Genomic DNA, 22,090 nt, shown 5'->3' on the forward strand with positions numbered 1-22,090 from the left:
GCATGGTGCGCCCCCGCCCCCCGATCCCCGAGGCCGAGCTCGAGGCGATGGACCTTCCCGCGCTCGAGGCGGCGATCCGGCATCACAACCACCTCTACTGGGACCTCGACCGCCCCGAGATCTCGGACACCGACTACGACCGCCTGGTCGAGCGGCTCCGGAAGCTGGCTCCTGCTTCCCCGCTCCTCGAGAAGCTCGGCCCCGCCGAGGAGGAACGCTACGGCCAGCCCGTCCCGCACAGCTCGCCGATGCTCTCGCTCGACAAGTGCTACACCGACGGCGACCTCGAGGAGTGGGCGGGCAAGTTCGCCGGGGAGGTGCTCGTCACGCCCAAGATGGACGGCATCGCCGCGGCCCTCCGGTACGATCGCCAGGGACGGCTCGTCCTCGCCGCCACGCGCGGCCGCGGGCACGAAGGGGACGACATCACGGCCAACGCAAAGACGATCGCCGACATCCCACACCGCATCTCTCTGGGCCTGCTCGCGCCGGGTCTCCTCGCAGCGAAGGGGCAGCGCTCGCTCTTCGAGCCCGCCGCCGGCACGCCCGAGCTGCTCGAGGTGCGGGGCGAGATCTACCTGCGTCTGAGCGTCTTCCGCGTCACGAAGAAGGACCCCGACTCCGACGAGAGCTTCGCCAACCCGAGGAACCTGGCGGCGGGCGCCATCAAGCAGAAGAGGCCCGAGGGGTGCGCGCGCTACCAGCTCTCCTTCTTCGCGTACGACCTGCTCTACGCCGGACTCCCCACCGAGCAGGCGAAGCTGGACGCGCTCCACGCCCTCGGCTTCCCCGAGCTCGAGCACCGGCTGGTGGAGCGCTCCGCGCTGCGAGAGGCCTACGCCCACTACGCCGCGAAGCGCGACAGCCTCGACTTCGAGATCGACGGCGTGGTCTTCAAGGCCAATCGCGTCGACGAGCAGGAGCGACTCGGGAGCACCGCGCACCACCCGCGCTACGCCATCGCCTACAAGTTCCAGGGGGAGTCGGGGACCACGACCCTCGAGGCCGTGGAGTGGAGCGTGGCGCGCACCGGAGCGGTCACCCCCGTGGCGCTGATCCGGCCGATCACGCTCTCGGGGGCGCAGCTTTCGCGCGCGTCGCTGCACAACGCGGGCTTCATCGACAAGCTCGGACTCACCCTCGGCGCCGAGGTCGTCGTCACCCGGCGCGGCGGAGTGATCCCCAAGATCGAGGAGGTCGCCAAGCCCGGGCACACGAGCGTGACGCTCCCCGAACGCTGCCCCTCCTGCGGCGGCCCGCTCGAGCGCCGCAAGGACGTCCTCTACTGCGTGCGCCCCAGCGCGTGCCGGCAGGCCCAGATCGGCGTCGTCGCCGACTACTGCCGCGCGCTCGACCTCGACGGTCTCGGCGACGTGCTCCTCGGCGTCTGCTACGACAGCGGCATCCTGCGCACGCCCGCCGACCTCTATGCGCTCGAGCCCGCGGCGCTCGCACCGCTCAAGACGGGCAAGAAGTCCAAGACCGGCAAGGACCTCACCGTCGGCGCGAAGGTCGCGGAAAAGATCGTGGCCGACATCCGGAGCAAGCGCACCGTCTCCCTCCCCGTCTTCTTGCGGGCCCTCGGCATCGACGACCTCGGCCCGCAGGTCTCGCTCGCCCTCGCGCGCCACTACGGCACCTTCGAGCGGCTCGCCGAGGCGCGCCCCGAGGAGATCGAGGCCCTCCACGGCTTCGGCGCGATCATGGCCCAGTCGATCGTCGAGGGGCTGCGCGAGAAGGCCGAGCTCGTGGGCGCGCTGCGACGGCACGTCACGGTCGCGAGCGAGGAACCGGCCGGCGCGGCGGCGGAGGGGCCGCTCGCGGGGCAGAGCTTCGTCTTCACCGGCGCCCTCACGACGTGCGACCGCAAGACCGCGCAGCGCAAGGTCCAGGCGCTCGGCGGAGAGACCCCGTCGGGAGTCAGCCGCGAGCTCACCTACCTCGTGGTCGGAGACGGCAAGGGGGAGGGGGAGAAGGGGGAGGGCACGAAGGGGAGCAAGCTCACCAAGGCGGAGAAGCTCGTGGCCGACGGCGCCGCGCTGCGAATCATCTCGGAGAGCGAGTTCCTGGCCTTGCTCGGGGAGAAATGACCCCCTCGCGTTGACGCCCCTTTGGGCCGCGTCTACACTCTCTGGGCTTCGGCACAGCAAAGGAGAGTCCGCACATGGGCATTGGCGATTTCCTCAAGCGCGGCGTCGCGGAGATGATGGTGGCCCGTCCCGACGAGGCCAAGAACCAGATCATCTACAAGCACCCGGACCGCACCATTCCGACCAAGGCCCAGCTCACCGTCGACTCCGACGAGGTGGCCCTCTTCTTCAAGGACGGCAAGATCGTCGGGCTCGTGCAGCCCGGGCGCCACACCCTCGAGACCTCGAACATCCCGTTCCTCTCGAACCTCATCGACAAGTTCACCGGCGGCAACGTGCTGATGGCCGAGGTGTTCTTCGTCACGCTGCGCGAGATGACGGACTTCAAGTTCGGCGGGCGCATCGGTTCGATGGAGGATCCGAAGTCGGGCGTACCGGTCGAGACGATGGTGCACGGCACCTACTCGCTCAAGGTGAGCGACCCTCAGAAGCTGCTCCTCGGCCTGGTGGGGATGCAGAAGGCCGACAACGCCACCTTCACCGGCTGGTTTCGGGATCTGCTGCTGAAGGTGATCCGCGACCGCATCGCCGAGCTGCTGGTGAAGAAGAAGTGGCCGCTGCTCGACGTCACCTCGGGGGCCTACACCGAGGAGGTGGAGGAAGAGGTCCTCACCGGCTGCAAGCGGCACATCGACGACTACGGCCTGACGATCATGCGGCTCGGCAACTTCGTCGTCTCCATCAAGGAGGAGGACGAGGCGAACCTGAAGAAGCTCTACACCGACGCGGCGTACATCCGCATGGCGGGCGGGATGCAGGGCTACCAGCAGTTCGCGGCGGGCAAGGCCATGATGGGCGCCGGGGAAGGGATGGCCAAGGGCGGGGATGGCGGCGGAGGTGGCGGTGGTCTCCTCGGCGGTGCGGGGCTCGGCGTGGGTTTCGGCCTGGCCTCGATGTTCCAGCAGAACATGGGCGGTCACGGCCAGGCGGCCCCCAGTGGGCCGGGCGGCGGGTTTCCGCAGGGGAGCGCGGGGGGCGGCCCGGGTCAGGTCCAGGGCTCCGCAGGAATGCCCGCGCCGGGCGGCGGAGTCGCAGGCTCCGGCGTGGCCTGCGCGGCCTGCGGTGCCACCGTCGCGCCGGGTCGCTTCTGCTCCGAGTGCGGCCAGACGCTCGCCGCGCCCAAGAAGTTCTGCACCAACTGCGGCGGCGAGCTGGCCAGCGCGGCGAAGTTCTGCGCCGGCTGCGGCACCGCGGCTCCTCGGTAGCTCGCCCCGACGCGAGATCCTTCCCCGCGGACAGTCGTCCGCCCTTCATTCGACGCTGAGACCAGAACCAAGCAGGGAGCTACGAGCGAGGAGGGGAGAACGACGCCCCCCGGCGAACCGAGGGGCGTCTCTCGTCGAGGCGACCTTAGCTCCGGCGACGCCGGCGGCCGAAGAGGAAGAAGAGGCCCAGCACGAGCCCGAAGGTGGACGCCGAACCGGTGTCCGCCACCTCGCAGCCGCAGCCGCCGGAATCCGTCGGCGCCACGTCGCCCGCCGGCGGAGGACCATCGGTCACGCCTGCGTCGCTCGTCGGCCCGGCCTCGGCCCCCGGCCCGGCATCGACCGCCCTGGCGTCTGGCTTGCCGGCATCCGCCTTCCGCGCGTCAGAGCCCGCATCTGCCTTCCGCGCGTCGGGCTGAACGGCGTCCACGATCCGCGCATCCGCCGGCCGGGCATCCGCCGGCCGAGCGTCCGCCACCCGCGCATCCGCCACTCGCGCGTCGGGGGTCGGCGGCGCGCTCACCGTGTAGGCCGCCGAGCGGCTGTTGTTGGTCTCCGTGCTCTCGGAGACGCCGCACTGCGAATCGGCCAGCGCGTGCGCCGTATAGGTCCCCGGCGGTACCGTGACCTGCGTCCAGGTCTTCGTCTCGCAGCCCTGCACGAAGAGCTGGCCCACGCTGGCCGTCACGTCGGGCGTGTCGAGGCAGGTGGTCGACGGCGCGGTCGTGCGGGAGTACCAGAGACCCACCTGCGACGCCGGCGAGAGCGCCGTGCCCTCGTTGCAGACCTGCGCCGAGTAAGTGACCGTGCTGCCCGTCACGGTGGCCGTCAGGTTGCGGACGACGAGGTCCGGATTCGTCGGAGGCAGGACCGTGTAGTAGTCCGAGGCCGTGTTGTTCACCTCGCTGAACTCGGTCACAGCGCAGCCGCGGTCCACCATGGCCCAGGCCTGATAGCTTCCCGACGTAGCGCCGGTTCGCACGTGCGTGAGAGTCCGGCACGCCCCCTGGCCCAGGCCGCCCGTCACCGTATCCGCGTGGTCGAAGGTCGTCACGCAGCCCGGCACCGACGAGCCGTTGAAGAGCAGCCCCACGCTGAAGTCGGAGCTCACCGCCGTGCCCGCGTTGCAGACCATCGTGGTGTAGGTGACCTGGCTCCCCACCACGACCGCGTTGATCGACGCCACGAAGAGGTCCGGCTGCGACGGAGCGATCCCGTAGGCCGAGAAGTCGGTGTTGTTCGCCTCGTCCGCCTCGGAGACGGCGCAACCGCTGTCCGCCAGGATCCACGCCGTGTAGCTCCCCTGCGGCGCGGCGTTTCGCACCCAGCTCAGCGTGGTGCAGCCGCCGTTCGAGAGGCCGGAGACGGCCCAGGTGTGGTCCGGCGTGAGACCGCAGACGGGAGCGGAGCTCCCCGAGTAGTAGAGCCCCACGAGGAACGAGAGCGTCGTGTCCGAGCCCTGGTTGCAGACGGTCACGTCGTAGGTCACGTCGGTGCCCGATACGGTCGAGGTGAACGACTGGACGTAGAAGTCGGCCCGCGGCACGGCGTAGGACTTGGAGCGCACGTTGTCCCCCTCGTTAGCCTCGGTGACGGCGCAGTCCGAATCGGCATAGACCCAGGCCAGGTAGCCGCCGCCCACCGCGTTGGTCCGCGTATGGGTCAGGGTCGTGCAGCTCGTCGCCGGCGTCGTGCCGAGGCTGCCCACGGTCCAGGTGTGGTCGGGCGCCGTGCTCATCGAACAGGTCGGCCCGGTGGCCATGTTGTACCAGAGCGCGGTCTTGAACGAGCCCGTGCTGGTGCTCCCGAGGTTACACACCGAGACGGTGTAGTTCACGGTGCTGCCGTTCACCGACACGATCACGTCGGGGGAGACCCAGATGTTCGGTCCCACGCCGTAGGCCGACGAGGCCTGATTGTCCCCCTCGTCGCTCTCGGTGAGCGCGCAGCCCGAATCGGCAAAGGCACGGGCGGTGTACTGCCCCGCCGCCACGCCAGTACGCGTGATCGTGAAGTCCTGCGTGGCCTGAGGCGCGAGGCTGGAGATGGTCCAGCTCTGGTCGGCCGCAGCACCGCACGCAGGCGCGCTCGCCGCGTCGAAGTAGAGACCCACGCCCACGGAGGAGGTGATGGCGGAGCCGAGGTTTCGCACCCGGAAGCTGTGCGTCACCGTCGTGCCGCTCACGGTGGTCGTGAAGTTCTGCACCTGGAGGTTCGGCCGCACGCGGTAGTAGGCGCTGACGTTGTTATTAGCCTCGTTCTCCTCTACGACGGCGCAGTTCCAGTCCGCGCGGGCCCAGTTGGTGTAGTCCCCCGGGGCCACGCCTCCGAGCGAGAAGGCCAGCGTGGAGGAGCAGGCCCCCGGGGCCAGCGCGCCAATCGTCGCGGTCTGCGCAGGCGTGTCGCTGCAGCCCGGCGCGGTCCAGGTGTTGAAGTAGATGCCGAGCGTGGAGGAGGGAGCCGAGGCCACGGAGCTGCCGTTGCAGACGCGCGCCGTGACGGTCACCGTATTGCTGCCGCCGGCACCGTAATTCACGCTGGTCCCCAGGATCTCCGCCCGGAGGTCCTGCGCCAGCGCGCGTGCAGGCAACGCCCCAAGCGCCCCGATGATGCACAGCTTCAACCACCTGCTCCCGTTGTGGCTCATTCTGTCCCTCCTTCTACATAAGCCAAGCTTCAGGCTCGTCAGGCCCCCGTGCGCGGGTGCCGGCAAGACCTCAGGTCCAACGTCGATGGACTAAGGCGTAGACGACTTTATCCCCATTCCTCTTCCCGCGCGCAAGAGAAAGGCCCGCATTTTTTGTGTACTCTGCCTGACTGGTGGTGCGTGTACCCGATCAGCACCGCCCACCCTACATCCGAGGGGGCAGACCAGCGGCGCCCGGCCCGTGGGGCAGAAACGCGCTCCAAAGGCGTCACCGGGGCCGTGCGAGAAGCGACCCGGCTTGACGCCCCGGTGCCCCCGGCGGCAAGCTACGCCGCGTTCGTCCCCCCCCGCGGAGCTCGAGGAAATGCCCAAGTCCATCCGAGTGGTAGCCGCCGTGATCGAGCGAGACGGACAGTTCCTCATCACCCAGCGACGCCCCGAGGCCGTCCTGCCCCTCCTCTGGGAGTTTCCGGGAGGCCGCGTGGAAGAGGGTGAAACCGACCAGGGAGCCCTCGTCCGCGAGCTGCGCGAACGGCTCGACGCGGAGGCCGAGGTGGGAGACCAGCTGGCCAGCATGGTGCACGACTACGACGGCTACTCGGTGACCCTCGTGATCTTCAAGACGCAGCTCGGCACGGGCGACCTCCGGCCGGTACGGGTGAACGACTTCCGCTGGGTGGCCTCCGGCGACTTCGAGAGCTACCAGTTTCCGCCCGCGGACCAGGCGACGATGGACAAGCTCCTCGGCTTCCCCGCGGAAAAGATGACCTCATGACCCGCAAGCGCCGGCCGCCTCGGTTCCCACGCGCCTCCCGGCGGTCCATCCGGTCTATGATGGGAGTCGATGTCGGCGTCGGCTGAAGGAGCGCGCGGGGTCCAAGACGACGGCGCGGAGCACCTCGGGCGCGTCGAACGCGGGATCGCACACCACGCCGCGGGAGGCGACCCCACCGTCCTGGCGAGCCTCCACTTCCAGGCGGCGCAGCTCATGCTTGCGCGTCGCCGCGATGGGGACATCGACACCGCGATTCGGCACCTCTGGGAGGCCTGGCGCGCGCAGCCGGGGAACCTGGACACCCGTCTGCTCCTCCACCACTGCCTTGCCGAGGCCGGTCAGGCGCGACCCCTGGCGGAGCTCCAGGTGCAAGCGGCCGAGCTGGCGACGGACGGCGAAGAGCGCGGAGCCCTGTTCCTGAGCGCCGCCGAGCTGCTCGCGGCGACCGGCGACCCCGACGGAGCGGTTCGCCTCTACCAGCGCACCATGGGCCTGCGCGGCGAGGCGCTCCGCCGGATGCGCGTCACCGCGGCCCGCCGTGCAGAGGCCCTGCTCGACGACGGCGGGAGCCTCGAGGGGCAGGTATGGACCCTCTCGCTGGTCTTGCCGGACCTGCAGGACGACGACCCCCTCGAGTGCGCGCTGCGCATGGCCGAGCTCCAGCACCGCCTGGGCCGGGAGTCGGACGCCTACGCCTCGTACCGGCTCGCGCTCTCCTTGCAGCCCGGCGCCCCGCGCGCCCTCGCCGCCGCCCGACGCCACCTCGAGACGCACGAGCAGTGGGAGGAGCTGGCCGAGCTCCTCGCCACGAGCGCCCCGGCCGCCGCGTCCTCCACAGAGAGAGCTGCCCTCTGGCGCGAGCTCGCGCGCCTTTCGGAGCTGCGCCTCGGAGACCGCGAGCGCGCCTGCCAGGCCTGGTGGCACGCGTGGGACGAGGAGCAGCTCGGAGAGGAGCCGACCGAGCTCAAGCGGCTCTACGCGCAGGGAGAGGACTGGGGGCGCTACCTGCAGGTCCTCCAGCGCGAGACACTGCGGGCCGTGGAGGTCCCGCGCAAGCTCGCCGTCTATCGCGAGCTGGCCACGTTTCAGCGCGAGATGCTCGAGGACGAGCTGGCCGCCGCCGAGACGTACGGGCTGATGCTTCAGCTCGACCCCGACGACCTCGCCGCGTTGCGCGAGCGGGTCGAGATCTTCGAGCGCAGCGGGCGCACCGAGCAAGCGGTGATCGCCCTGCGGCGCTACGCGAACCAGCAGGTGGTCCCCGAGCACCGCGACGAGGCGCTGCGCCGGCTGGTGGAGCTCGAGCGCACGCGCGGACGGCTCGACCAGCTCGAACGCCTCGTAGCCCGTCTGGACCCCACGAATCCAGCGAATCACGCCTTCGCCGCGGCGCTGCTCGCCCGTCTCGACCCGGCGTCCCGAGAGCGCCACGCCATCGGCCTGCGCCTCATGAGCATGCGGCAGGCGGCGGGACTTCCGGCCGGCGAGTACCTGGAGCTGCTGCGCGACCTCGCCGAGCAGTCCCGGGAGCGTGGCGAGACGGGGGCGGCCGCCGAGCTCTACCGCCGGGTGCTCGCGGAGCGGCCCGAGGACCCCGCGGCGCTCGCGGCTCTCGCCGGCTTGCGGGCCTCGGAGCGCGTCGAGGACCCCGGGGTGGCCGAGCTTTCGGGCCGCGCGGAGGCGCTCGCTGCCGCCCATCCGGAACAGGCGGTGCGGCTCCTCATCCAGGCCGCGCACCGCGCCGACGCCGAGGCCGACGACGCGCAGGCCGGACGCAACGAGCTGCTGAAACGCGCGCTCGACCTGTGCCCGCCGTCGGCCACCGCCGAGCTGCGGCTCCTCGAGGACGCGCTCCGCGAGGCGGGCCTACGCCTCGAGCTCGGAGAGCTGCTCGCCACGGCCGCGCGCCACGAGTCGCGCGCCGACCGCAAGAAGGACCTGCTCCAGGCGCTCGCGCACCTCTTACGCGACGAACTCGGCGATCCGGTGCGCGCCGTCGAGGCCTTCGAGCAGGCGCTCACGCTCGATCCGCGCGACACCGCCGTGGCGCAGGAAGTCCGACGGCTGCATCGCGTACTCGACAACCACGCGGCCCTCGCCCGGACGCTCGAGGACCTGCTCCCGCGCACCACCGACCGCGAGCGCATCCAGCTGCTCGAGGAGCTCGGGGGGCTCTACGCCGGGCCGCTGCGGGACGCGGCGGGCGCGCTCCGGCACTACGGCGACCTCCTCTCGCTCGTCCCGGATCACGACGAGGCCCTCGCCTACTGCCGCGCCCACGACGAGGCGAGCGGCGACTACCGCTCGGTGGCCGTGTTGCTCAGCCGCGCGGCGGAGGCCGCCGACGACCCCGTGTCGCGCGCCGAGCTTCACCGCAACATCGCGCAGCTCGCCGAGCAGCACCTGCACGACCTCGATTTCGCCGCGGCGCAGTGGCGTCGCGTGGTCGAGCTCTGCCCGACCGACGGCGCCCCGCGGAGCGAGCTGAGGCGGCTCCTTTCGGCCCTGGGCCGCCTTCGAGAGCTCGAGGCTCTCCTCCTGAACGACATCTCCCGCTCGCTGAAGCCCGAGGAGAAGATCCCGGTCTACCTCGACCTGGCGCGGCTCGCCGCGGACCAGATGCAGGACCTCCGCACGGCGGCCGGGTACCTGCGCAACGCCCTGCAGCTCGCCCCACAGCACCGCGAGGTGCTCGGCCGCCTCGTGGAGGTCTACGAGAAGCTCTCCCAGTGGCGCGAGCTCGCCGCGATCCTGCGGCGCTGCGCCGAGCTGGAGCCAGACCTGGAGCGGAGGAGCCGGCACCTCACCCGCGCGGCGCGCGTCCTTGCCGCGCACCTCGGGCGGGACGACGACGCGCTGGCTCTCTGTCAGAAGGTGCGCGAAGCCCGCCCCGGCGATCGCGCCGCGGCCACACTCCTCGCGGAGATCTTCGCGCGACGTGGAGCGTGGCGCGAGCTCGCGCTTCTCATCGGCGAACAGATCGGCGTAGAGAGCGATCCGCTCGAGCTCGCCCGGCTGCACCTCGACATGGGTCGCCTGCTCCTCGAGCGGCTGAACGACCCGGAAACCGCGGCCACGCACTTCGAGCAGGCGCTCGAGCTCGACGCAGGTCGCGGAGACATCCTCCCGCTGCTCCGTCGGCTCTACACGGCCCTCGGCCGCTGGGACCTGCTCGTCGCGCTGATCCGCCGCCGCGCGAGCGCCGACGAGCTGCCCCCTCTCGAGCGGGCGGCCGCGCTCTGCGAGATCGGCCGCATCTGCGCCGAGCAGCAGTCCGACGTCGAGGGGGCCAAAGAGGCCTTCGAGCGCGCCGTGCACCTCGCCCCCACCTATCGCCCGGCCGTTACCGCGGTGCGGCAGCTCGCTCTGGCCCAGCAGCAGTGGCGGGACGCCGTGGCCGCCGCGCGCCTCGAGCTCAAGCTGATCGAGGACCCCGCCGAGCGCACGGAGCTCCTGCTCCAGACCGCCGACATCCTCCTCAAGCAGCTCAACCGGCCGAGCGCCGCCGCGGAGGCCCTCGAGGAGGCGCTCCAGGCCGACCCCAAGAACGCCCAGGCGGCGGAGCGCCTCTCGGCCATCTACTTCGAGGCCGGCGACTATCAGCGCGCGGGAGACCTCCTCGAACAGGTCGTCAGCTCGGGGGCAGAGCTGCCCGACCTGCACGACTACTTCTACCGGCTGGGCTTCGCGAGCGAGCAGCTTGGCGACGAGGACCAGGCCTTCTCCTATTACGTGAAGTCCTTTGGTCGCGAGCCGATGTACCTGCCGACGTTGAACCGGCTGGTGGAGCTCTGCTACCGCAGGCGGCAATGGGACAACACCCTGCGCATCGCCGAGGCGTTGATCGAGACCTACACCGATCAGAAGTCCCCCGAGGAGATGGCGGAGCTCTGGCTGAAGGTGGGACTCTGCCACCTGCACCTCGCGCAGCGCGACGTGGCCGTGCGGCGTCTGCAGGAGCTCGTGCTCCGCCCCGGCGAGGTGCCGCGCACGCCGCTGCAGGCCTGGCAGGACGTGGCCGAATCCTGGGCCTCGACGCCGCTCGAACCGCAGCTCCTCGGCCAGGTGGATACCAGCGTCCTGTCTCGCGTGATCAAGGCCATGGAGCAGGTGCTCGTGTCCGTCCCGCAGCACGGAGGAGCGCTGCAGGTGCTTGCCGCGCTGACCCTCTCGCGGGCCGACTGGGACCGGAGCCTCCGCTACCTCGAGCGCGCCGCGGAGGTGCCGCGCCTCGACCGCAAGACGCAGGCCGCCCTGCTCCTGTCGGCGGGGGACGTCGCCGCGCGCCGCCTGCTCTCGGCGCAGCGCGCGGAGGGCTACTACCGTCGCGCGCTGGCCCTCCTGCCCGGCTCGGTGCGAGTCAGAGAACGGCTCGAGCAGCTCACCGAGGGTCGTCGTGCACCGGGCCGACCCGCAGCCGGAGGTCTCGGGGCGGTCTCGACGCTGCGGCGCGAGCTCGGGCCGCGCCCCGGGCCTTTGCCCCCGTCGCCGGTTCCGCTCGCACGGCGCGCGCCACCGCCGCCCCCTCCGCCCCTACCCATGCCGCCGGTCCCCGCCGCCGAGCCCGAGGACGAGGACGCGACGCGCCCGAAGCTGGACGCCCGCTCGTCGCAGCCCCGCATTCGCCGCCCGCCCGAGGATTGAGCTGCCGATCACGCGGGCAGGATCTCGAAGAGGTGCCGCGCCACGCGCTCCCCCGCGAAGCACCGATAGTAGCGGCCGAAGCGCCGGATCCAGATGCGAGAGGCCCCGACGCGCGCGTACTCCCAGTAGGCCCCTTCCCCCGCCGAGAAGCCGACGGCTCCGGCCACCTCCACCTCGGCGTGGCCGCTCCGCTGCAAGCGGTAGACAGCCCCCTCGTGCTCCAGCATCTCGGGCGGCTCTCCCGCCGCCACCAGGCCTGCCACGAGCCGCCCGACGAGAGCACCGTCCTGATCTTCGGCGTGCACGACCACCCAGCTCTCGCCCGAGCCGTCGTCGGCGCGCACCTCGCACCAGTGTCGCGTGCCGTCGCGCAGCACGGCCACGCCCTTCACGATCAGGTCCCGCCCGTCGAGGACCAGCACGTCCTCGGGCTTCAGCGCCGCCAGCGAGGGCTCAGAGGGCTCCGCAACCACCGCGACCGCCTGAACCTGGGTCCCGCCGCGTCCCCGTCGTCGCGCGAGGTGCACGCCGAGCGACAGGCACCCTCCGGCGAGGAGCATGGCGACCAACACTTCCATGCGTTCAGCTTAGCGCGTGGAGAGGAGGCGGCGCAGCTCGTTGTAGGCCGTCGTCAGGCGCTGGCTCAGGTCGGTCGCCAGGCGCTGCTTCTCGGGGTCCCCCGAATGCATATCGGGGTGGTACTTCCGCATCAGGACCCGGTACTGCTTGCGCACCGCCTCCTGGTCCGCGCCGTAGGGGCATTCGAGCTGCGCGTAGAGCCGCGCGATGCGCTCGTCCTGTCCCGCCGGCCGGGGACGCGCCGCCGCCTGCGGCCCCCCGGCTCCCCCGCGACCTGCGCTCGCCGTGCTCCCGGCGTTCCCGGTGCTCCGGGGCTGCGGCCCGGCCTCGCGCCGGGTCTCCGCGCCCGGTCGGCGGCCGGGCTGCCGTAGGGCCTCCTCGACCTCGTCACGCGCTTGAGCGTCCACCGATCGCGCCGCCCCTCGCTCGGCTGCCTCGCGCCGCTGCCGCCGCCGCGCCATCTCGGCCTCCAGCTCGCGGTCCGAGAGCTCCTCGAGAGCTCGCCCACCCGGGGCGTGGCCCCCATCCCCCGCGCGGTCGAGGAGCGCGTTCAGGTTCGAGCGCATCAGGTCGACGAAGCGCTTGCCGATGCTCACGGCTTCCTCGCGAGCAGCCGCTCGATGAGCCGCTGGCTGTAGGAGGTCAGCTCGACGAAGGCCACGCCCATCCCCGGCGGGTTGTGCGAGACGCGAACCACCTCGCCGATCCCCTCGATGGTCTCGATCTCCTCGATGATCACGCTGAACCGCAGGTTGACCTTCGTCCCGGGAGGGAGCGGGTCTTTCGAGCGGATGAAGACCCCGCTGCGCGAGATGTTCGTGACGTACTCGCTGATGAACTGCTCCACGCTCGCGAACTCGTGGTTGATGGTCACGCGCTGGTCCCGGGGCACCCTCATCGCACCACCCCGCCGCGGCCAAACATCAGAAAGCTGATTAATCCCAGGCACATGATTCTACTTAACATGGATCTCGAATTGCTCAAGGTGAAAGTTCTGCTGCGCCTCCACCTGCAGCGCCTTGCCGTAGCGCCGCTCGAGCACGAGCAGGTGATCCTGCTCGGATTCGGCGAGCAGGTCGGCCACGTCCGGATGCACGCAGACCAGCACCCCCTGCCCCGGCAAGGTCGGGGCCTGCCGACGGATCTCGCGCAGGACCTCGTAGCAGACGGTGAGGGCGCTCTTCACGAATCCGCGCCCCTCGCAGTACGGACAGGCCTCGGTGAGCTGCCGGCTCAGGCTCTCGCGCACGCGCTTGCGCGTCATCTCCACCAGGCCTAGGGCCGAGATCTCGAGCACGTTGGACTTCACCCGGTCGGCCTGCAGGGCCTGCTCGAGCGACCGGCCCACCTTCTGGCGGTTGGCCTCCCGGTCCATGTCGATGAAGTCGATCACGATCAGGCCGCCGATGTTGCGCAGCCGGAGCTGCGCCACGACCTCCTTCACCGCCTCGAGGTTGGTCTTGGTGATCGTGTCCTCGAGGTTGCGCCGCCCGACGAAGCGCCCGGTGTTGACGTCGATCGCGGTGAGCGCCTCGCCCTGGTCTATGATCAGGTACCCCCCCGACTTGAGCCACACCTTGCGGTCGATGGCGCGATCCAGCTCGAGCTCCACCCCGTACGCGTCGAAGAGCGGCTCGTTGCCCTGGTAGAGCTCGAGCGCGGGCAGCCTTTGCGGCAGAAACGCCGAGACGAAGTCCGTCACGCGCGCGTACTCGCCCTGGTCGTCGATGATCAGCCGCTCGACGGCGTCGGAGAAGAGGTCCCGCACCGCCCGCAGCGAGAGGTCGAGGTCGCTGTAGAGCAAGGCGGGCGCCTTCGCCCCTTCGGCCCGGCGCTGGGTCTCCTCCCAGAGCTTCACGAGCAGCTCCATGTCGGCGCGCAGGCTCTCCTCGGAAGCTCCCTCGGCGACCGTCCGGACGATGGCCCCCGTCCCCGGCGGTCGCATCCCCTCGACGAGCTCCTTGAGCCGCCGCCGCTCCGCCTCGCTCGTGATGCGGCGCGAGATGCCCACGTGGTCCACGGTGGGCATGTAGACCAGGTGCCGCCCCGGCAGCGAGATGTAGCTCGTGACCCGCGCTCCCTTGGTGCCGATCGGCTCCTTGGCCACCTGGACGAGCAGCTCCTGCCCTTCGCGCACGCGGTGCTGGATCGGCACCTGCTCGACGACCTCGCGCTCGAGCTCCTCTCCCTCGGGCGCGCTGTCGGAGCCGACCGACGAGCGTCCCTTGCGCGGCTCGTCCTCGCCACCGGGGGCGTCCCCGGCGTAGAGGAAGGCCGCCTTGCTGAGCCCGATGTCGACGAACGCGGCCTGCATCCCCGGAAGGACGCGCACCACGCGCCCCTTGTAGACGTTCCCCACGATCCCGCGGTCCCGGCTCCGTTCGACGTAGACCTCCGTGAGGTCCCCGTTCTCGAGGAGCGCCACGCGCTTCTCGGGCCCGTCGGCGTTGATGAGGAGGAGGCAGCTCATGGTGCGTGTGGCCTGTCGGTTCGGCGGCGCAGGGGCTCTGCTGGAGGAGACGGGCTCCCCGCCGCAGAGGTACTCCGTCGGCGGCGAGACGTCTACGACCTTTCGCGCAGGGCGCCCGGTGGGAACGCAGGGGGGGCGCGCCAGCGCGTCACACAACGCAATACAGTGTTAATTCAACACTATAAACAGTAATCCGCGTCCTCTCCGGGCCTCACCCGACCCCGGGTGGCTGACACGGATGTCGCGCTCCGGCCGGCCCCGACCTGCCCCCTCGCCGGCGTTAGTTTTTTAACTGTGGGGACTTAGCGAACCGGCGCCCCTGTGGCACATCCGTTGCTAATTTGTTGCCCCGTCAACACGGTACGGTACGCTCCCTTACGACCCATACTGAGCGACCGGCCGTGTCCGTGGGACGGGTTGACGGCTTAGACTTTGGATAGACTAGCTTTTTCTTAGACTTCTCGCTTAGCTAAATCTTCAGGTGTTGGTGAACCCCCCAGGACAAGAGCCGGGGGGTTCCGCTTTTTTGGGGGCTAGCGCCAGGCGCGGGCTACGACGGTGAGGCGACGCTGCCGTGGGCGTGCGGGGCGTCGGCCGTGCGCGCCACGATCCCCTCGAGCCAGACCGTTCCGGCCGCCACGCACTCCTCGCTGAACCCCGCCACACGCTCGAGGTAGCTCGTCGCGCTCCCCTGCTCGAGTGCGCGACGAAAGCGCTCGAAGGCAGGGCGGTCGTGCTCGCCGCGCTCGACGTAGGCCTCGAGGTGCGCCCCGAGGGCCGGCCACGCCGCGGCGAAGGCACGCTGCTCGCCGAGCTCGGTCTGGCCCCGACCGGTGTCGGCCTCCAGCTCGGCCATCGACTCCCCCATCCCGTCGGCCAGATCGGCGAGGCGCTTGATGCGCTCCTTGATGCCGCTCGCGATGGCCGCCTGCGCCCGCCGGTACAGCGCGCGGCGCAGCGCGTCTCCCCCGGCGAGGGGGAGACGGACGGCTTCGTACCAGTGCCAGAGCGCCGCCAGGTTGCCGATGTAGCGCAGGTTCTTCTCCACCTTGGCGCGCACGCGCCCGTAGCGCTTGGGAGAGAAGGCCCGCTTCATGACGGGCAGCGATTCGCCGACCACGAGCTCGTTCGGGCCGTAGTCCCGCCGATAGACGAACCCGGCGGCCAGGACCGTGCCGTAGTCGATCGTCAGCGGACCCACGAGGCCCCCCTGCCCGCCGAGAAAGACCCGAGGCGAGCGGAGCATCACCCCCCGCGGAACATCCCCGATGAGCGACGCCGTCGCCTTGTCGCCGTGCTTGCCGAACGGCGTGTAGTTGAAGTGAATGAACGAGCTCCCGACCTCGCTGTGGTCCTTGCGGCTCGTGCCGCCGGCCATGAGCGCGTCGCAGAAGTTGATGAGGCTGCCGAGCGTCACGAAGGGCAAGAGCACCGTCTGCTTGAGCCCCACGGTGTGCGCGCCGTTCGCCTGCTCCTCGAGCAGCGTTCCCCCGCGCACGTGCGCCCCCGACCCCATCGACGCCCCGTCGAGGAAGACCGCCTCGGAGAAGTACCCGCCGTGCAGCGAGACCCCGGGACCCACGGCGCAGTTCTCCACCGTCGCGGGCGCCTCGAAGCCGATCCGCGCCCCCGGGCAGATGAGCAGGTCCTTGCCGAAGAGCTTGGTGCCGGCGTGCAGCACCGTGCCCGGCCCATGGAGCTGTTCGAGCCGCACCTCGGGGCCGAGCTCCACCGCCTCCGGCGCCGGCAGCTCCACGCCCTGCGCCCTGAGCTGCGCCACTCTCTCGGTGTGTTGCATCCCTCCCCACCTCCATGCTCAGAAATAGATCTGCGCTCCGTGTTGGCGCTCGCGTCGCGCCACATGTTCCAGCAGGCGCCGCTTCTGCGCCAGGACGATCGCCACGTGCTCCCGCTCGACGAGCCAGCCTCTGTTCGGCCGGTGCCAGAGCGTCACGAGCTGCTCCTCGGTCAGGTGCCGGATCCGCTCCACGAGCGTGCGTCGGAAGAGCCCGAGCTCGGCGAGGAGCGCCTTGCACAAGCGCTTCTTGCGCGGGCTGGCCGACAGGCCGTCCCCGAAGTCGATGGCGAAGAGCCGGACGCCGTCCGGAGCGTGTCGCACGCTGCCGAGGTTACGCCGCCGGTCGTTGTTGTAGACCAGGAAGTCGAGGACGAACACGTCGGCGATCTCCTGCAGCAGGGCGCTCCTTCGCACCTCCTCGCGCCGCGCAGGGGCGAGGAAGGAGGCGAGCGCGAGGAGGTTCTGGCGGGTCGCGCGGTGCGTCCCGAGCCGGTCCACGTAGGCGGGAGCCCAGACGCGGAAGAAGCCGTAGAGGCTCGGCCCCTCGGGGCCCTCCTCCCAGAGCAGGTTCTCGCGCAGCTGCTCGGGGACCCGGGGGAGGGCCGCCTCGAGCGCCTTCCGGGGGACCACCCGCTCGTGGCAGGGGGCGATGCGCACCCTGAGGTGGCGCGCGAGACGGCAGACGGCCGTCTCCGTGGCCCAGTCGCGGTACCCGCGCTGTCGCGGCTTGAAGAACACCTCCACCGGGGGATGAGGTGGAAGCTGCACGCCGAGCCGGAACATCACCGACGGCTCGGTGGGCTTCTTGCGCACGAGAGCCTTCACCGCCGGCCTCCCGGGGGGTCTCACGAGCTTGCCGCGCGCGAGCACCTCCTCGGCCAGGCCGGGGTCGTCCATCAGCCGCAGCACGAAGGGGTTCTCGAGCGGCTGCTCGCTGCCGGGACGAAAGCTCGGCGGTCGCGTGGCGGAAATGGTGGCGGGCGGGTCCGGCTCCTCCGCGCGCACCCCCGGCGGCGCGACGAGCGGCGCGCCCAGCAGAACGACGGCGATTACGAGAATGGCAGGGCGGAACGAGCACTGCCCCTGGGGGCATCGGCGAGGCACGGCGCGGCGCGGACTAGTGCTCGTCCTTGTACTTCGCCACCTCATCCAGCACCGCCTTGCGCGCCTCGCGGTACTTGACCCACGCCTGCCCGACCTCGTTCAGATCCTTGTCGAAGAAGCCCTTGTTGGCCCGCTTGAAGCAGTCCTCGAGAGCCGAGCGGTCGCGGTCGTCGCCGGCCATCTTCTTGTGGACCGCCGCGTGAGCCGGGTGCTTCTTGCCCCCCTCGAGGCCGGCGTAGCACTCCTTGCGCAGCTTGTCGGCGTAGCTCGGCTCGGCCTTGCAGGTCTTGAAGATGTGCTCGATGAGCAGCTGCGTGTCGGGCGCCTTCTGCACCTTGGCGGCCATCTTCGGCAGGTCGGGCACGGCGCAGGCGAGGAGACTCACGTAGCCCCACGACTTGGTCTGATCCGACTGCTGCGCATCGTGGAAGGCCGCGCTCGCCGCGAGGATCGCCTGCTCGTTCGCCGCGAGCTGCTTGCGGCTGTCGAGCTTGTTCGCGTAACCGTCGAAGACGCTCTTCACGGCCGGAAAGACCGCCTTCAGGGCATCCAGTCGGGCCGCGAAGCCCGACGGCGGCTTGACCTGGCCGAAGCTCGCCGCGATGGTGTCGAGGAGCGGCAGGCACTTCTTCTTCAGGTGGTCGGGCTGGCTCTTCGGGAAGGACTTGAAGGCCTGTTCGAGCCCGTTCGTGAGGAGCATGTTGTCGGGCGCGAGCCGCACGTCCACGCCCTTCGACCGCACCACGCACTTCCAGAACTCGTCCACCTCGCCGTCGTCCACCTTGCGGAAGGCCGCGACGAACTGGCCGACCTCCTCGCGCAGCGCCTTCTTCTGCGAGCTGCGGTAGCCGAGGAAGCCGAGCACCGCCACCACCAGACCGACCGCCACCACCCAGACCATCGCCTTGTTGCGCTTCTTGGCCTTCTGCGCCTGCATGAAGGCGCTCACGTCGGCGGACCCGGCGTCCAGGCCCACCATCCCCCCGAGGCCACCGGCCGGCGCGTAGCCGAACGACCCGTCCGGTGAACCGAGGGCCGACGCGTCGCCGTAGGCCCCTTGCCCCAGCGTCGGGGCAGGGGAGGCCGGGAGGTCGGAGGGCGCGGGGGCGTAGGCCATCGGCGCGGCCGACGGTGACGCCTGCGGCGCGGCGGGCGCCTGCGCCCGGTCGAGCGCCTGCGCGAACTGCTGCGCCGCGAGCGCGGTGCCGCAGGCCATGCACGCGGCGCTGCCATCCGGATTGGGAACGAGACACTTGGGACAGGTGATCATGCGAGGCACCCTATCATAGTCCGCGCGCGCGTCGCCACGACGGCGGGCTACGCGCTCTGCCCTCCCTGAAGGCGGGAGAAGGTCTCGGGGCCGTGGCGCCTGATGGCCTCCACGATCCCTCCGTGTTGCGCCAGCGCCTGGACCATCGGCGAGAGCGGCCGCGCGCGGAAGACCTCGCCCGTCGCGAGGGCCGTGACCGTCCCCGCGCCGAGATCTAGCTCGAGCTCGGCCCCCTCGGTGGCGAGGGCGTAGAAGCGGTCGTCGGTGACGACCATGTACGGAAGCGCTTCGTTGACCAGGTTCCGCTTGTGGATGAAGGCGAAGGATCGCGCCACTACCGCGCGGATGCCGGCTCCCTTGAGGGCCCACACCGCCTGCTCGCGCGAGCTGCCCGACCCCCACCCTTCCCCGGCCACGACGATCGCCCGTCCGCCACGCGCGCGTTCGGCGAACTCCGGACGCACGTGATGGAAGCAGCGCGCTCCGAGCTCGGCCACGTCGGTGAGGTGGCAGAACTCGCCGGGGATGATGGCGTCCGTATCGACGTGGTCGCCGAACCGCTGTACGGCGCCGCGGAGCCTCGCGGGTGCAGCGTCGCCGCCGAGGGTGGCCGCGCCGACCGCCCCCGTCACTGCCGTCGCCGACGGAGCAGGCTGGTCGCGACGCACCTCCGGAAGCGCCGCGCCGGTCCGGCCGAGGAGCCGGTCGTAGCGCGCCCGATCCACGCGTTCGAGTACGGGGCGCGGGTCGGCCACGCGCAGCTCCAGCGCCGAGGCTGCCACGGTCGCCGCCGAGGAGAGCCAGGCCAGCGACCCGCGGCCCATGCGGTTCTCGAAGTTGCGGTTCTGCGAGCTGAGCCAGACCTCGCCCTCGCCCGCGCGGTCCGACGCCACGCCGAGGCACATGCTGCAGCCGGGCGGCCCCACGCGAAAACCGGCCTGCTCGTACGCGGCAAGCAGCCCCGCCTCGCGCAGCCGACCGGCGATCTCCAGGTTCCCCGGCACAACGAGCCGCTTCCCTTCGGCCGGCACGGGCCGCTTCCCGTCGGCGAGCAGCCGCTCGAGCACGAGCGCCCCCAGCACCAGCTCCTCCTCGGTCGTGGTGCACGCGCCGATGAACGCGCCGTGGAGGGCGGTCCCCGCCACCTCCTCGACGGCGGCCACGTTGTCCGGCGCGAAAGGCTTCGCCACCTGGGGCCCGAGCCGCGCGAGGTCGATCGGGTAGCGCGCCACGTACGGCGCGTCGGGGTCCGCCGCGAAGAAGAGCCCGTCGCGATGCTCGGCGCGCCGGCCGAGCAGCTCGCCCACTCTGCCGTCGGGGGCGAAGATGCCGTTGAGCCCGCCGAACTCGGCCGTCATGTTGCAGATCGTGAAGCGCATGTCGGTGGAGAAGCCCCGCGCCGCGTCGCCGCCGAACTCCACCGTGCGCTCGAGGGCCACGGTGTTGCGGCCGAGCTCACCGAGGGTCCGCAGGATCACGTCCTTGCCCCCGATGCCGAAGGGGAGGCTGCCGCGGTAATCCACGGCGATCGCCTCGGGGACCTCGATCCAGGTCTCGCCGAGCACCATGGCCACCGCCACGTCGGCGCCGCCGAGTCCGATGGCAAAAGCGCCCACCCCACCATGCGAGCTGGTGTGCGAGTCGGCCCCGAGCACCAGGTCCCCGGGACGCACCAGGTCGCGGTAGAACGTGGTGTGCATGATCGTGACGTTGGCGTCGTAGAAGTAGCGGAGCTTCGCCTCCTTCGCGAAGTCGCGGGCCAGCTGGGCGAGCCGCTGCGTGCGCGGATCCCGCGCCAGGGTCACCGGATCCACCGTGTGGTCGAGGGCCAGATAGAAGCGGTCGGGGTCGGCTAGCGTGGGCCGGCCGAGCTCCTCGTAGGTCCGATTCATACCGTTCCAGGCCAGCTCGCTCGCGATGGTCCAGTCCACGCGCACGCGCAGGAGGTCCCCCGCTTCGACCCAGGGCCGACGGGGCGCGATGGCGTGGTGGTAGAGGATCTTGCCGGTCAGGGTCATGGGGGGGATAGGCGTCGTCATGCGCGGCGTACATTAGCCGCCCCGCGCCGCCCGATCAACGAGTGGCGACAGGCCACGCGCGAGGCGGCCCGGAGCCCCAGCACGGGCGCGCGGCGCCTCGTCGGGTCACAATTGACAAATTCGCGGCCCACGCTATCTAATGCCGCGTCTCAACCACGGAGAAGCACCATCATGGCGAATTTTCTGTTCACTTCGGAGTCAGTGACCGAAGGCCATCCCGATAAGATCTGCGACCAAATCTCGGATGCGGTCCTCGACGCGATCATCGCCAAGGATCCCACCTGCCGCGTGGCCTGCGAGACGCTGGTGAAGACCGGCTTCGTGCTCCTCGCCGGCGAGATCACGACCTCCGCCGCCATCGAGACGCAGGAGCTCGTGCGCAAGGCCGTGCTCGGCATCGGCTACAACGACAGCGCCATGGGCTTCGACGGCAAGAGCTGCGCGATCCTGACGGCCCTCGAGCGACAGAGCCCCGACATCGCGCAGGGCGTGGACGGCAAGGGCGCCTACACCAAGGACGACCAGGGCGCCGGCGACCAGGGAATGATGTTCGGCTACGCCTGCGACCAGACGACCGAGCTGATGCCGCTGCCGATCATGCTCGCGCACCAGCTCGCGCGCCGGCTGACCGACGCCCGCAAGAGCGGCCAGCTCCCCTTCCTGCGCCCCGACGGCAAGAGCCAGGTCACCGTCCGCTACGTCGACGACAAGGCGGCCATGGTGGACACGGTGGTCATCTCCACCCAGCACGCCGAGGAGGTCTCCCACGAGCGGCTCAAGGAAGCCGTGATGGAGGACGTGGTCCGCAAGGTGGTGCCGGCGCAGCTCGTGACGAAGGAGACCAAGTTCTTCATCAACCCGACGGGCCGGTTCGTCGTCGGTGGCCCCCAGGGGGATTCGGGCCTCACGGGCCGCAAGATCATCGTGGACACCTACGGTGGCTGGAGCCGCCACGGTGGCGGCGCGTTCAGCGGCAAGGACCCGAGCAAGGTGGACCGCTCGGCCTGCTACTACGCGCGTTACATCGCGAAGAACATCGTGGCGGCCAAGCTGGCCAAGGAGGCCGAGGTGCAGCTCGCCTACGCCATCGGCGTGGCGGAGCCGGTCTCGGTGCTCGTGCAGACCTTCGGCACGGCCGCCGTCTCCGAGGAGAAGCTCACCGCCGCCGTGCGACGCGTCTTCGATTGCCGCCCGCGGGCGCTCGTGCGCGAGCTGAACCTGCTCCAGCCGATCTACCAGGCCACCGCCGCCTACGGGCACTTCGGGCGCAACGAGCCGGGCTTCACCTGGGAGCGCACCGACAAGGTGGACGCTCTCAAGGACGCCGCGAAGTAGCCTCGCGCCTCCGCTCTCCTCGGCCGCAGACGGTGCGGCCGCCCCAGTGATCGTTTTCCCGTCCTCGACCCACC

14 protein-coding genes are annotated in these 22,090 nt (G+C 70.7%); 5 read left to right on the plus strand and 9 right to left on the minus strand.

Annotated features, from left to right (window positions below; genetic code table 11):
* The first annotated feature begins 2 nt into the window (after positions 1-2).
* Both ligA and IT371_03210 read left to right on the plus strand, forming a co-directional pair.
* Complete coding sequence (gene ligA / locus IT371_03205) at positions 3-2,090, plus strand: NAD-dependent DNA ligase LigA (GenBank protein ID MCC6746638.1); 2,088 nt, start codon at positions 3-5, stop codon at positions 2,088-2,090.
* A gap of 74 nt (positions 2,091-2,164) precedes the next feature.
* Positions 2,165-3,355, plus strand: coding sequence for an SPFH domain-containing protein (locus IT371_03210; GenBank protein MCC6746639.1), 1,191 nt, complete (start codon positions 2,165-2,167; stop codon positions 3,353-3,355).
* Between the two features lie 145 nt (positions 3,356-3,500).
* On the opposite strand, the gene IT371_03215 is transcribed toward IT371_03210, so the two are convergent.
* Positions 3,501-6,002, minus strand: a complete 2,502-nt coding sequence (locus IT371_03215; GenBank protein MCC6746640.1) for a hypothetical protein — start codon at positions 6,000-6,002, stop codon at positions 3,501-3,503.
* Positions 6,003-6,366: 364 nt separating this feature from the next.
* Here IT371_03215 and IT371_03220 point away from each other — a divergent pair, with 364 nt between their 5' ends.
* A complete protein-coding gene (locus IT371_03220; protein ID MCC6746641.1) occupies positions 6,367-6,777 on the plus strand; it encodes a (deoxy)nucleoside triphosphate pyrophosphohydrolase in 411 nt (136 codons plus the stop codon).
* Positions 6,778-6,846: 69 nt separating this feature from the next.
* Complete coding sequence (locus IT371_03225; protein MCC6746642.1) at positions 6,847-11,421, plus strand: tetratricopeptide repeat protein; 4,575 nt, start codon at positions 6,847-6,849, stop codon at positions 11,419-11,421.
* Between the two features lie 8 nt (positions 11,422-11,429).
* Here IT371_03225 and IT371_03230 read toward each other — a convergent pair whose 3' ends face one another.
* From IT371_03230 to IT371_03265, 8 genes are all read right to left on the minus strand, one after another.
* On the minus strand, positions 11,430-11,999 hold the full coding sequence (locus IT371_03230; GenBank protein MCC6746643.1) for a DUF4178 domain-containing protein: 570 nt from the start codon (positions 11,997-11,999) through the stop codon (positions 11,430-11,432).
* A gap of 9 nt (positions 12,000-12,008) precedes the next feature.
* On the minus strand, positions 12,009-12,596 hold the full coding sequence (locus tag IT371_03235; GenBank protein ID MCC6746644.1) for a J domain-containing protein: 588 nt from the start codon (positions 12,594-12,596) through the stop codon (positions 12,009-12,011).
* Positions 12,593-12,898: a PilZ domain-containing protein gene (locus IT371_03240; protein MCC6746645.1), complete on the minus strand. Its 306-nt coding sequence runs from the start codon at positions 12,896-12,898 to the stop codon at positions 12,593-12,595. Before IT371_03240 ends, IT371_03235 begins: the two co-directional genes overlap by 4 nt.
* Positions 12,899-12,955: 57 nt before the next feature.
* Complete coding sequence (locus IT371_03245; protein ID MCC6746646.1) at positions 12,956-14,470, minus strand: Rne/Rng family ribonuclease; 1,515 nt, start codon at positions 14,468-14,470, stop codon at positions 12,956-12,958.
* 550 nt (positions 14,471-15,020) lie between these two features.
* Entirely contained in the window at positions 15,021-16,268 is a 1,248-nt protein-coding gene (locus tag IT371_03250) for a hypothetical protein (protein MCC6746647.1), read from the minus strand.
* An 18-nt stretch (positions 16,269-16,286) separates the two neighbouring features.
* On the minus strand, positions 16,287-17,372 hold the full coding sequence (locus tag IT371_03255) for a hypothetical protein (GenBank protein ID MCC6746648.1): 1,086 nt from the start codon (positions 17,370-17,372) through the stop codon (positions 16,287-16,289).
* Between the two features lie 13 nt (positions 17,373-17,385).
* Positions 17,386-18,642, minus strand: coding sequence for a hypothetical protein (locus IT371_03260; GenBank protein MCC6746649.1), 1,257 nt, complete (start codon positions 18,640-18,642; stop codon positions 17,386-17,388).
* 47 nt (positions 18,643-18,689) lie between these two features.
* Complete coding sequence (locus IT371_03265; GenBank protein ID MCC6746650.1) at positions 18,690-20,660, minus strand: 3-isopropylmalate dehydratase; 1,971 nt, start codon at positions 20,658-20,660, stop codon at positions 18,690-18,692.
* Positions 20,661-20,852: 192 nt separating this feature from the next.
* Between IT371_03265 and IT371_03270 the strand changes: the two genes are divergently transcribed.
* Positions 20,853-22,016: a methionine adenosyltransferase gene (locus IT371_03270; protein ID MCC6746651.1), complete on the plus strand. Its 1,164-nt coding sequence runs from the start codon at positions 20,853-20,855 to the stop codon at positions 22,014-22,016.
* The last annotated feature ends 74 nt before the right edge of the window (positions 22,017-22,090 follow it).

The sequence above is a fragment of the Deltaproteobacteria bacterium genome (assembly GCA_020848905.1).
GTDB lineage: Bacteria > Myxococcota_A > Polyangia.